This window comes from Stenotrophomonas sp. (assembly GCF_032066555.1).
Taxonomy (GTDB): Bacteria; Pseudomonadota; Gammaproteobacteria; order Xanthomonadales; family Xanthomonadaceae; genus Stenotrophomonas.
This window is the reverse complement of sequence record NZ_DAMBKV010000017.1, coordinates 63,882-75,506: the sequence shown is the minus strand read 5'-3', so window position 1 is coordinate 75,506 and position 11,625 is coordinate 63,882. Positions and strand designations below refer to the sequence as shown.

Genomic DNA, 11,625 nt, shown 5'->3' with positions numbered 1-11,625 from the left:
GCCGGAAGGCAGCAACGGTATCGATCGACGCGGGCGCCGAGGTCAGCCGGCGGGGTCGCCACCTTTTTGGGCCTTGGAAAATTGCGCGGCTGCTGAAGCGGCGGCTCTTGCTTGTGCGCGTTGTAGCCCGGGTAAGCGCAGCGCACCCGGGGCTTTGGCCGTGCAAGACTTCTGCCAGGCGATCGACTGATTGCCGGCCACGAATTGGCCTTTTATTGGTTACGAGTTAACCGGCATGCTTCCCGGGTGCGCTGCGCTTACCCGGGCTACGTTGCCTCGGAGGGTTCGGATGGGGCTGACAGAGGCTGGCTTCGGCCTTGCCCTCACCCCAACCCCCGCTCCGCGCCCCGGCCCCCGCGTTGCCGCGAGTGCGCTCCAAGAGTCGCGAACCGGTGGTTCGCAAGCGCCTCTTCTCGCCCCGCAGGCGGGAGAGGGGCTTAGTGATCATTGCTTGGAATTACTGGGGCCTACGTGCGCCCAAGCGCGGTGGAGCCGAAGCACGACGCTCAGCCCTCGAACGGCTCCGCACGCGGCGCCGTCGGCTCGGCCAACACAGCGCACTCACCCGGCATCGCCACGCGGTGGCCACGGGCACGCAGGGCTTCGCCATCGGCCGCGCTGGCGTAGTGGTAGAGCATCATCCGCGCCTGGGTGGCGGCGTCGTATTCGCGCTCCAGGTCGTCCACGCCGGTATGCGAGGGATTGCCGTGCAGGCCGCAATCATGGGCAATCAGCTCGTTGTCATCGGCAAAACGCGCCAGCATTTCCGGGATCGGGCGGGTGTCGCCGCTCCATACCAGCGCACCCTGCAGGCGCAGGCCGTAGGCGGTTTCCGGCCAGTGGTGGCGCACCGGGAACACTTCCAGGCGCACGCCCTCATGCCAGAATGCCTCGCCCACCACGATCAGCTGGAAGGCATCCCAGAAGTTGGCGCCGCCTTCGGCCAGCACGTTCGGGTAGTCCCCTACCCGCTTGTGCAGCAACGGTACCAGCGGCGCCGGCACGTACAGTCGCACCTTGCCGCGCCGTTGCGAGTTGAAGAAGGCATCGACGAACAAGCGCTCGAAACCCGCCACATGATCCAGATGGATATGGGTAACGAACACGGCATCCGGCATGGCGCGGTAGTGGTTGCGGTAGGCAGTCAGCCCCTCGCCACCGCAATCGATGGTCAGCCACGGCGCGCCGCCGTGCTCGATCACCGACATCGGCGAACCCAGTTCCACCGCCGACGCATTGCCGACGCCCAGAAAACGCAAGGCCCAACTCATCTCACACGCCCCGGTTCCAGGCCAGATCATAGGCGCGGCGCAGCCGCGCGTAGTCCTGCTCCACGTCCTCTCGGCTGCGCGCGCCGCGCAGCTTCAGCAGGGAGCGCAGCAGGCGCTTGAGGTTACGCTCGCGCCAGCGGGTGGCAGGAATGCGCAGCACGCCGCGATCGAAATCGATCAGCCAGCCGCGGCCAGCGTCATCGAACAGAATGTTGTGGGCGTTCAGATCGGCATGATCCAGGCCTGCACGATGGAAGCGCGCGATCATCCGCCCGGCCTCCTCCCATGGTGCGCCGCGCCCGGCGACCTGCGCGTGGTCGGCCAGCGAGCGCACGTCTTCCAGCCGCTCCATCAGCAGTGCCGCCTTGTAACGCAGGCCTTCGCGCATATAGAACGCCGCATAAGGGCGCGGCACTGGCAGCTTCTGCGCGATCAGCTCGCGCATCAGCCGGAACTCGGCAAAGCTGCGCGTGCGGTTGGCACCACGCCACAGATAGCTGCTGTGGCTGATCTTGGCGGCGACGCCGCCGCGCAGGTACTGGCGCAGCACGCTGCGACCGAACGGCGCATCGATGAACCATGCACCGCCGCGCCCGCCATCGCCCACTGGATGGGCCTTGCTGCCCCACTGCGCAGGCGCGAACAAGCCCGGATCGGCTTGCCGCAGGCGTTCGCGGTCGAACAGAATGGCGCCATAGCCGCGACCATCGCGGCAGGGCGTCAGCGCTTCAGTGGCGTCAAATGCGACCATCAATACGAGTCTAACAACACATGCCTGCATCGTCCTCCCCGTTGTGCCTCTTACGCCTCTCGGCACTGGGCGATGTAACCCATGTGGTCCCGCTGGTACGCACGCTGCAGCGGGGCTTCCCGGGCAAACCCCTGCATTGGGTGATCGACAAGGCCGGCCACAAGCTGCTCGATGGTTTGCCCGGTGTGCACTTCCATATCTACGACAAGCGCAGCGGTTTGGCAGGAATGCGTGCGCTGCGTCGCGAATTTCCGCCCGGTCGCTTCGAAGCCCTGCTGCAGATGCAGGTCGCCGCGCGCGCCAATCTGCTGTCGGCCTTCATCCCGGCCAAGCGCCGTATCGGCTACGACAAGTCACGCTCCAAGGACCTGCACGGTCTTTTCATCAATGAGCGCATCCCCGACCGCCCCGGCATCCATGTACTCGATGCCATCGGCAGCTTCTGCGAGCCGCTGGGCCTGAAGCAGACCGAAGTCAGCTGGGACCTGGCCACACCGCCGGAGGCACACGAGTGGGCACGGGCGCAGTGGGACGAGGATGGCCGCCCGGTACTGATGATCTCGCCCTGCTCCAGCCACCAGCGCCGCAACTGGTACCCCGAGCGCCACGCCGCCCTGGCCGACCACGCTGCCAGCCAGGGCTGGCGGGTGGTGCTGTGTGGCGGCCGCAGCGACCTGGAGCGCAGCACCAGCGACGCCATCCTCGCCGCGATGAAGCACCCCGCGCTGGACCTGGTCGGCAAGGACACGCTCAAACAGCTGCCGGCACTGCTGGCCCGCGCCTCGCTGTTGGTCACCCCGGACTCGGGGCCGATGCATATCGCCAATGCCGTCGGCACCAAGGTGCTGGGCCTGCATGCGGCCAGCAACCCGGCCCGCAGCGGCCCGTATTCCGACCGCCGCTATTGCGTGGACCGTTATGACGATGCCGCCCGTCGCTATCTCGACAAGCCGGCCAGCGCGCTGAAATGGGGCACCAAGATCGAGTTCGACGAGGTGATGTCGTTGATCACGGTGGAAGATGCGATCGCCGCGTTCGAGCGCTATCGCGCGGATCATCCGAACTGAGAGGCTGCGGCGCTGCCTGCAATGTGGGAGCCGCATAAGCCGCGAAGCTCGGAACGCATGACAGGCCCCTAAAGCCAACCCCTCCCCAACCCTCCCCTGCTGCGCAAGGGAGGGAGCAAAGCGGCAGCGCTGCGGCTGTCAGACGGCGCGGTAGTCCTGATAGGACTTCTCTTCCACGTAGCTGGAACCCAGCGCCAGGTTGATGGCCTTCTTGATGCGCGCGCGCTCATCGTTCTGGATGTAGACGCTGCGCGCCAGCTGTACGAACGCATCGTCGAAGGCCTGCGCCTTCTCTTTCAGGCGGATGTCGTCTTCGATATCCCACAGGCGCTCATTGACCGCCTTCAGCTCGGTACGCAGCGCTGCGATGTCCTGCGCGGCAGCCGGGTGCGCGGCCCAGGTGCTGTCCAGCGCGTTCAACTCATTGCGCACATTGGCCAGCTTTGCCGCATCGCTCATGCGCTCGGACTTGATCTGCAGGATGGAGATCTTGTCCAACAGCTCACCGAAGGACACGGGGACGAGGATTTCTGACATGGGGTTTACCGGTTGGATCAGGCGCACAGTGTAGTCGCTGCTGCCGGGTATTCCGCCGCAGCCCCAGGGCACAGGCTGCACACAAAGAAAAAAGCCACCCGAAGGTGGCTTTTTTCAGTATCTGGCGGAGAGGGGGGGATTCGAACCCCCGAGGCGCTATAAACGCCTGCCTGATTTCGAGTCAGGTACATTCAACCGCTCTGCCACCTCTCCAGATGTTCCCCGGCGAACCGGGCTGCGAATAATAATAGGCATCGGCTGCGCGGACAAGCGGTTTTTAACAAAAAAACGCCATCCGCCATCCCGGCGCTGCAATCCGCCAGCCAAACGGGTGTCCGCAGGCGCTTGCCGTACACCTCCATGAACGCGATGATGCAGCGACCTTCCCTGCCGAAACACCGCCCGTCCGGGCACCCATGATCGAATTTGGACACCTCAGTCACGTCGGCCTGCGCCGCCAGCTCAACGAAGACACCTATTACGGTGACGGTGAGCTCGGCTTGTGGCTGGTGGCCGATGGCATGGGCGGCCATGCCTGCGGCGAGGTAGCCAGCGCGCTGGCGCGCGAAACCATCGTCCGCGAGGTACGCAATGGTGCCGCGCTGGCCCAGGCCATCCGTACTGCCGACGAGGAAATCATCCGCACCTCCCGTCGCCGCAACGACAGTCTGCCGATGGGCACCACCGTGGTGGCCGCGCGCGTGCAGGGCAATCGCTACGAAGTGGCCTGGGTCGGCGACAGCCGTGCCTATCTGTGGCGCGACGGCAAGCTGGGCCAGCTCAGCCAGGACCATAGTTATGTGCAGGAGCTGATCGCGCAGGGCACGCTCACCGCCGAGCAGGCGCGCGCCCATCCGCATCGCAACGTGGTCACCCAGGCATTGGGCGTGACCGATCCGGCCCATCTCAACGTCGCCATCACCACCGGCGAACTGCGCCCCGGCATGCAGCTGTTGCTGTGCAGTGACGGGCTGACCGAGGAAGTGGACGATGCCAGCCTCAGCGCGGCACTGGCCCATGGCGACTGCAGCGCGCAGGAGTGCGTGGACGCACTGGTCGCCGCCGCGCTGGATGGCGGCGGCTCGGACAATGTCACCGTCGTCCTGATCCGCTGCCACTAGGGCGGCGGAACGCCACGTCAGTCAACGAGCAGCACGACTCAGGCCGATTCGCCCGCTGCCGGCGCAGGCTCGCCGTCCCACCAGGCATGCCCAGCCTTCTTGCGCAACCGGGCCAGGCGCGCCTCATGCGCTTCCTGCTCCGAGGCAGTCACCAGTACGCGCGGCCGTGGCAGCAGTGCCGACACATCGAATGCCTGCACCACGCCACCGGCATTGGTCGATTCGGCTTCGGGCTGGCCAAAACCAATTTCTTCCTGGCCCGAGGTCAACGCGATATAGACGTCGGCCAGGATCTGCGCATCGAGCAGGCCACCATGCAGGGTGCGGTGGGCGTTGTCCACGCCCAGGCGCCGGCACAGCGCGTCCAGCGAGTTGCGCTGCCCGGGGAAACGCTCGCGCGCCATCGCCAGGGTATCGGTCACCGTCACCCGGCTGGCCAGGCGGCCCTTGCCGGCCAGGCTCATCTCGTTCTCGAGGAAGCCCATATCGAACGAAGCGTTGTGGATGATCAGCTCGGCGCCATCCACGTAGGCGAGGAATTCATCCACCACCTCCTCGAAGCGCGGCTTGTCGGCGAGGAAATCCAGCGACAGGCCGGTGACTTCCGCGGCGCCCGCTTCAAAATCGCAATCCGGCTTCAGGTAACGGTGGAAGTTGTTGCCGCTGGGCCGCCGCTCGAGCAGTTCCACACAGCCGATTTCGACCACACGGTTGCCCTTCTTCCATTCCAGGCCGGTGGTTTCGGTATCAAGGACGATCTGGCGCATCAGCTACCTCAGTTGCTCGCGGCGCCAGCGCGCACGCGGATTGCAGCATCGCGGGCCAACTGGTCCACGCGTTCGTTGTCCGGATCACCGGAGTGGCCTTTGACCCAGCGCCAGTCGATCTGATGGCGCTGGGTGGCCTCGTGCAGGCGCTCCCACAGGTCGCGGTTCTTGACCGGGTCGCCGCCGGCGGTCTTCCAGTTGCGCCGCACCCAGCCCGACATCCACTCGGTGATGCCCTGGCGTACGTACTGCGAATCGGTGAACAAGGTGATGTTGCAGGGCTCGCTGAGCGTCTCCAGGCCCATGATCGCGGCCATCAACTCCATCCGGTTGTTGGTGGTGTGGGCTTCGCCACCGGCGAGCTCGCGCTCGTGGCCCTTGTAGCGCAACAACGCGCCCCATCCGCCGGGGCCGGGATTGCCGAGGCAGGCGCCATCGGTATGTACTTCAATTGACTTCATAGTGTTCCGTTGAATTCAGGTCGCCACCGGGCCGCGCCAACTGACGCGACTGGCCTTGATCGGGCCGATGAAGGCCGCGGTGCGTTTTTCAGCTTCCAGCACGCACAAGGCGCGCAGGGCCGGCAGAGCCGTGCCCGGGGTATTGCCCGACTGCGTCCACAGCGGGCCATAGTGCCGCAGCGAGCGACATCGTATGCCTTGCCGCTGCAATAGTGTCCTGCAACGTGCCACCGAGGGCGGCCGCGCACCCTGCCATTGCCAATGCGCGCGGTAGGGACTGCAGCGGTTGAGCAGGGTCACCCAGACCCGCCCGCCGGGCATGAGCACCCGCGCGCACTCGGACAGCAAGGACTCCAGCTCCTCGGCCGCCGGGTGCTCGATGACGATGGCCTTGATCGACTCGCTGGGCAGCGGCAGCGGCAGGCTGCAGCGCAGATCGCCTGCCCAGCCAGGCGCTTGCGGGTCGCGGTGCAGGTGCAGGCCACGCCCCTGCGGGGAGGGGGTTGGCCGCCAGAAGGCGTTTGGCGCCATCCACAGCCATGGCGGCGAGGGAAATCCGCGCATCTGTTCAGACAGCAGCCGCTGCTCCCATTCCCGCATCGCCTGCGCCCCGGCTTTCTCAAACCAGGGCGAGACTGCAGCTTGACGGGGGGACTTGGCGGCAGGCATTTTCCAATTCTATGCGACTGATCGCCCTGCCCGCATTTCAGGACAACTACATCTGGGCGCTGCAAACGCCTGATGACCGCACGATTTTCGTTGACCCCGGTCAGGCCGGCCCGGTTTTCGAAGCCGCTGCGCAAGGCATGCAGCCTGCAGGTGTCCTGCTCACCCATCACCACGACGATCACATCGGCGGGGTGGCGGAATTGCGCCAGCGCTGGCCGCGGCTGCGAGTATTGGCACCGCAAGATGAACGCATCGCCTTGGAATGTGAACGAGTCAGCGAAGGCAACCGGGTAGAATTGTCCGGCTTCGACTTCACCGTGATGGAAGTTCCCGGTCACACCCGAAGCCATATTGCCTACTACGGCCACGACCATTTGTTCAGTGGCGACATGTTGTTCAGCTTGGGCTGTGGACGCATGTTCGAAGGTACGCCGGCCCAGATGTTGGCCTCGCTCCGGCGAATGGCCGCCCTGCCCCCTCAGACACTGGTCTGCTGCGGGCACGAATACACGCTGGCCAATGCCGTGTTTGCGCGGCATGTCGACCCCACCAACGCGGCATTGCAGCGCCGCCAACAGGAAGCCTCGGACATGCGCAGCAGTTCCCGTCCTACCGTTCCCGCCGTCCTGGCCAGTGAACTGGAATGCAATCCGTTCCTGCGGACTGCCGATACCGCGATCGTTGCAGCGATCGCCGCGCGGCTTGGCCGCGCGCCCACCGACGAGGTGGAAGTCTTCGCCGAATTGCGGCGGTGGAAAGACGGTTTTCGCGCATGAGGCGGCTTTGTCTGCCGTTGGCGCTGGGGTTGTTGTTGGGCACGGGCAGCGGCACGCTGGCCGCCCAAGGCCTCCCGATCAGCGCCGGCATGACCCAGAACGTCGCCGCACTGACCGCATTGCCGCTGGATCCGGCGTCGCTGCCGGCCGCGACCACCCGTAACGGCCGCGAGATCTTCGCCAACTTCCGTGAGGGCCTGGCCGCCCCGCAGTGTGATGCCGAAGCCACCAGCCCTCGCTGGCGCAAGCAGTTCTCGCACGCCCCGGCACGGCTGGGCAATGTCGAGGACGATGCGCTGCCGCTGTTCGGCTATGTCGTCGACGAACTGCGCAGCGCCGGCCTGCCGACCGAATTCGCGCTGATCCCCTTCGTTGAAAGCGGCTACCGCCCCGGCGCCCGCAACGCCAGCGGCCCGGCCGGGCTGTGGCAGTTCATCGCCACCACCGCCCGCAACCACCGCGTGCCGATGGAAAAGGGCTATGACGGCCGCCTGTCGGCCGTGGATTCCACCCGCGCTGCGGTGCGTTACCTGAAGACCCTGCACGGCATGTTTGCCGGTGACTGGCAGCTGGCGGTGATGGCCTACAACGCCGGCGAGTACCGCATCCTGCAGTCGCTGCGCCGCGGCGGCATGAACGCACAGAACGCCACAGCCTCCGAGCTGCCGGGCCTGTCGCCGATCACCTACGCCTACGTCGAAAAGCTGCATGCCCTGGCCTGCGTGCTGGAACAGTCCGAGAACGACCCTGACCTGATGGCCGCCTTGGACCGTCAGGTGCCCATCCTCAAGGGCCATACCTTGCCGGCCAATACCACGTTGGCAGCCTGGTCGACGCAGAACGCACTGGATCCGGCGCGCATAGCCCGACTCAACCCGGCGCTGACCAGTTCACGCTCCGGCACCCGGGTGCTGGCACCGGCTGCAGCCATCGGCAGCATCGAGAGCGACAACCGCGAGAGCGTGCTGGTCGCCACCCGCGATGCGCCACCAGCAGCACCCTCATCGGTCGCCAGCAGCCGCCCAACAGCGGCATCACGGACCGTCGCCTCGGCCGGTAATGGCCGCCGCCACACCGTACGCAGCGGCGAGTCGGCCTGGACCATCGCCCGTCGCTATGGCATTTCGGTCAAGACCCTGCTGTCGTCCAACAACCTGGATGCCAGTGCCGTACTGAAGCCCGGCATGGTGCTGCGTTACGACGAAGTGCGCTGAGCCAGCGCTCCCGCACGAGAACAAACGCAGAAGCCCGGCCATTGGCCGGGCTTCTGCTTGATGTAGTGCCGAGCCATGCTCGGCAGGGGCATTACCAGCAATCCTCCCTGCTTTTGCAGGAGCGGCATAAGCCGCGAAGCCAATAGCGATGAGGCCACCGGCATCCGCGAGCAACCTGATGGATTGTCAGCTTCGCGGCTTACGCCGCTCCCACAGAATCCAGAGCAGAAGCCCGGCCAATGACCGGGCTTCTGCGTTGAGGTAGTGCCGAGCCATGCTCGGCAGGGGCATTACCAGCAGTCCTCTCTGCTTTTGCAGGAGCGGCATAAGCCGCGAAACCAGAAGCAATGAAACCACCGGCATCCCCGCAATCTGATGGATCACCAGCTTCGCGGCTTACGCCGCTCCTACAGAATCCAGAGCAGGAGCCCGGCCTATGGCCGGGCTCCTGCGTTGATGTAGTGCCGAGCCATGCTCGGCAGGGGCTCTCCCGGCAACCCCAGCTTGCAGGAGCGACGTAAGCCGCAAAGCCAGCAGCAATGAAACCACCGGCATCCGCCAGCAACCTGATGGCTTGTCAGCTTCGCGGCTTACGCCGCTCCCACAAGCGGACAGGTGACGGGCAACGCCCCTGCCGAGCATGGCTCGGCACTACCTCAACGAAAAAGCCCGGCTTTCGCCGGGCTTTTGCTTTTATCACTCAGATGCTCAGAGCTGCGATTCCTGCACCTGCACCTTGTAGCGCTTGCGCATGCCATCGACATAAGCCTTGGCGGCAGCGGCACCGTCGATCTGGCTCAGCTGGTCCTTGAGCATGGCCTGCTGCGCTTCCGGCACTTCGGCCGGGTTGCCCGGGGTCACCTTGGTCACCGCAAACACCGCATAACGGCCCGGCTCCATCTCCACCTTGCCATAGCTCGGCTTGTCGCCGACCGGGGCGGCGACGGTGAACGCGACGCGGTTGGCTTCAACGGTCGGCATCGGCGCAGTGCGCGGCAGGCCCGGCATCGGCAGCAACTGCAGCTGTTCGCTGCCAGCCAGTGCCTGCAGGGTCTGGCCGCCGTTCAACTTGGCCAGCAAGGCATCAGCGGCCTTCTTCGAAGCCTCTTCGGTGCGGTGCGCGCGCACCGCAGCAATCACCTGCTCACGCGCCTGCGCCAGCGGGATCGCCTGCTCCGGGGTATGCGCGGTGACGCGCACCATCACGCTGTGGTTCGGGCCCAGTTCGATCGGGTCGCTGACCGTGCCGTCTTCCTTCAAAGCGTCGGAGAACACGGCCTTCAATACCGCCGAATTGGCAGCGATGCCGCTGGCGGTGGCGCGATCGAACGGCCCCAGGGTCTGCACGGGCACGCCGATTTCCTTGGCTGCTGCACCCAGCTCGGTCGGGTTCTTGTAAACCAGATCGACCAGGCGACCGCTCAACTCGTTGAATGCCTTCTCGGTATCGGCCTGCAGCTGCTCGGCAGCCAGTTGGTCACGCACTTCTTCGAACGGACGGCCTTCGCCACCCTTGATCTCACGCAGCTTCAGCACGTGGTAACCGAATGCGCTCTTGACCGGGCCAACCACCTCACCCGCCTTCATCGCGAACAGTGCGTCCTCGAAGGACTTGTCCATCACGCCCTTCTCGACCCAGCCCAGGTCGCCACCGGCGTCCTTGGAACCCGGATCTTCCGAATTGGCCTTGGCCAGCGCGGCGAAGTCGGCGCCCGGCTGCTTGGCTTCCGCGGCCAGCTTGGCCGCCTTGGCTTCTGCAGCCTTCTCGTCGCTGCCGGCTGTGATCAGGATGTGCGAGGCCAGGCGCTGGTCGGCGCTGACAAAACGCATCTTTTCGTCTTCATAGCGCTGGCGCAGGGTGGCCTCGTCGGCGGCCGTTGCAGCCGGCATGCTGGCAGCATTGAGCTCGACGTACTCGATGGTGACGTTCTCCGGCTGGCGGAAATCCTTCGGATGCGCCTTGTACCACTGGTCGATCTCGGCATCGCTGACCGCAGCGGTATCTGCCGCGACGGCTGGCAGCAGCGCGAACTCCACGTCACGGGTTTCGCCCAGCAACTTCAGCAGGCGCTCGCTCTCACCCTTGGTCACGAAGCCGGACTGCGCCAGTGCCGATGGAATGATCGACTGTTGCAGGCTCGAACGCACCAGTTGCTCGAACATCGCCGGGGTACGCGGCGGCATGCTCTGCGCCAGCGCCAAGCGGTACTGGTCGGCATCGAACTTGCCATCTTTCTGGAACGCCGGGATCGCCGCGATGTAATCGCGCACGGCCTTGTCGCCGATGACGATATGCGCGTCTTCGGCAGCCAGGCGTACGACCTGCTCGTCGATCAGTTGATCGAGCACCAGCCGCTTGTTCTCCGCGGTTTCGAACTCACGCGGGTCGAAGTTGTCACCCTGCTGCTCACGCGCCTGCGTGCGTGCCTGTTCGAAACGGGCACGGAAGTCTTCGACGCTGACTTCATGGTGGTTCCACAGGAACGACATCGGCCACCACGACGGCGCCGAGGTCCACCACGACGGCGGGGCCGACACTTTGGCAACGTTCTGTGCGCCGACGCCACCGAGGTAGCTGTTGTCGATCACAAACAGGAACGGGATCATCAACAGGCCCATGATCACCGTAACGATCCAGCCTGAGGTCTTGTCGCGAAGTTTCTGCAGCATGGGCAAATCGAGGCCTGAGTGGCGAGCCGGGCAGTTTAACCCGCTTCCTGCCCCGCGCCCAACTCAGCCGCTGCCAATAGCGGACCAAAAAAAAGCCCCCGGCTTGCGCCGAGGGCTTTGAGACAACTGGCGGAGCGGACGGGACTCGAACCCGCGACCTCCGGCGTGACAGGCCAGCATTCTAACCAACTGAACTACCGCTCCACATTTGACTCGACCACCGCTGGTTTCCCAGGGCGCGCGCTCCGAAAAGCGACTTGATTAAATGGCGGAGCGGACGGGACTCGAACCCGCGACCTCCGGCGTGACAGGCCAGCATTC

At 65.4% G+C, this 11,625-nt stretch carries 11 protein-coding genes and 2 tRNA genes; 4 read left to right on the top strand and 9 right to left on the bottom strand.

Features of this window, described 5'->3' with window-relative positions:
• Positions 1-506: 506 nt before the first annotated feature.
• Together RT131_RS16250 and RT131_RS16245 are read right to left on the bottom strand one after the other, a co-directional pair.
• Positions 507-1,271, bottom strand: coding sequence for an MBL fold metallo-hydrolase (locus RT131_RS16250; protein WP_313173813.1), 765 nt, complete (start codon positions 1,269-1,271; stop codon positions 507-509).
• A 1-nt stretch (position 1,272) separates the two neighbouring features.
• Complete coding sequence (locus RT131_RS16245; RefSeq protein WP_313173812.1) at positions 1,273-2,022, bottom strand: 3-deoxy-D-manno-octulosonic acid kinase; 750 nt, start codon at positions 2,020-2,022, stop codon at positions 1,273-1,275.
• A 20-nt stretch (positions 2,023-2,042) separates the two neighbouring features.
• On the opposite strand from RT131_RS16245, the gene RT131_RS16240 reads away from it, so the two are divergent.
• On the top strand, positions 2,043-3,089 hold the full coding sequence (locus RT131_RS16240) for a glycosyltransferase family 9 protein (protein WP_313173811.1): 1,047 nt from the start codon (positions 2,043-2,045) through the stop codon (positions 3,087-3,089).
• A 138-nt stretch (positions 3,090-3,227) separates the two neighbouring features.
• Here the strand turns inward: RT131_RS16240 and RT131_RS16235 are convergent, their stop codons facing one another.
• Positions 3,228-3,626 (bottom strand): DUF6165 family protein, encoded by a 399-nt coding sequence (locus tag RT131_RS16235; RefSeq protein ID WP_313173810.1) that lies wholly within the window; start codon positions 3,624-3,626, stop codon positions 3,228-3,230.
• Between the two features lie 122 nt (positions 3,627-3,748).
• Positions 3,749-3,839 (bottom strand) — tRNA-Ser (locus tag RT131_RS16230).
• A gap of 203 nt (positions 3,840-4,042) precedes the next feature.
• On the opposite strand from RT131_RS16230, the gene RT131_RS16225 reads away from it, so the two are divergent.
• Positions 4,043-4,747 carry a protein phosphatase 2C domain-containing protein gene (locus RT131_RS16225; RefSeq protein WP_313173809.1) on the top strand — a complete coding sequence of 235 codons (705 nt, stop codon included), beginning with the start codon at positions 4,043-4,045 and terminating at the stop codon, positions 4,745-4,747.
• 38 nt (positions 4,748-4,785) lie between these two features.
• On the opposite strand, the gene dnaQ is transcribed toward RT131_RS16225, so the two are convergent.
• From dnaQ to RT131_RS16210, 3 genes are read right to left on the bottom strand one after another with little or no spacing between them, the layout of a single operon-like run.
• A complete protein-coding gene (dnaQ, locus tag RT131_RS16220) occupies positions 4,786-5,514 on the bottom strand; it encodes a DNA polymerase III subunit epsilon (RefSeq protein ID WP_313173808.1) in 729 nt (242 codons plus the stop codon).
• Positions 5,515-5,522: 8 nt separating this feature from the next.
• Complete coding sequence (gene rnhA / locus RT131_RS16215; RefSeq protein WP_296247856.1) at positions 5,523-5,975, bottom strand: ribonuclease HI; 453 nt, start codon at positions 5,973-5,975, stop codon at positions 5,523-5,525.
• 15 nt (positions 5,976-5,990) lie between these two features.
• Positions 5,991-6,539 carry a hypothetical protein gene (locus RT131_RS16210; RefSeq protein WP_313173807.1) on the bottom strand — a complete coding sequence of 183 codons (549 nt, stop codon included), beginning with the start codon at positions 6,537-6,539 and terminating at the stop codon, positions 5,991-5,993.
• A gap of 116 nt (positions 6,540-6,655) precedes the next feature.
• Here RT131_RS16210 and gloB point away from each other — a divergent pair, with 116 nt between their 5' ends.
• Together gloB and RT131_RS16200 are read left to right on the top strand one after the other, a co-directional pair.
• Entirely contained in the window at positions 6,656-7,420 is a 765-nt protein-coding gene (gene gloB / locus RT131_RS16205; RefSeq protein WP_313173806.1) for a hydroxyacylglutathione hydrolase, read from the top strand.
• Positions 7,417-8,634: a transglycosylase SLT domain-containing protein gene (locus RT131_RS16200; RefSeq protein WP_313173805.1), complete on the top strand. Its 1,218-nt coding sequence runs from the start codon at positions 7,417-7,419 to the stop codon at positions 8,632-8,634. Before gloB ends, RT131_RS16200 begins: the two co-directional genes overlap by 4 nt.
• A gap of 708 nt (positions 8,635-9,342) precedes the next feature.
• Here the strand turns inward: RT131_RS16200 and RT131_RS16195 are convergent.
• Both RT131_RS16195 and RT131_RS16190 read right to left on the bottom strand, forming a co-directional pair.
• Entirely contained in the window at positions 9,343-11,304 is a 1,962-nt protein-coding gene (locus RT131_RS16195) for a peptidyl-prolyl cis-trans isomerase (RefSeq protein WP_313173804.1), read from the bottom strand.
• A 127-nt stretch (positions 11,305-11,431) separates the two neighbouring features.
• Positions 11,432-11,508: transfer RNA gene (locus RT131_RS16190), tRNA-Asp, on the bottom strand.
• Positions 11,509-11,625: the final 117 nt, after the last annotated feature.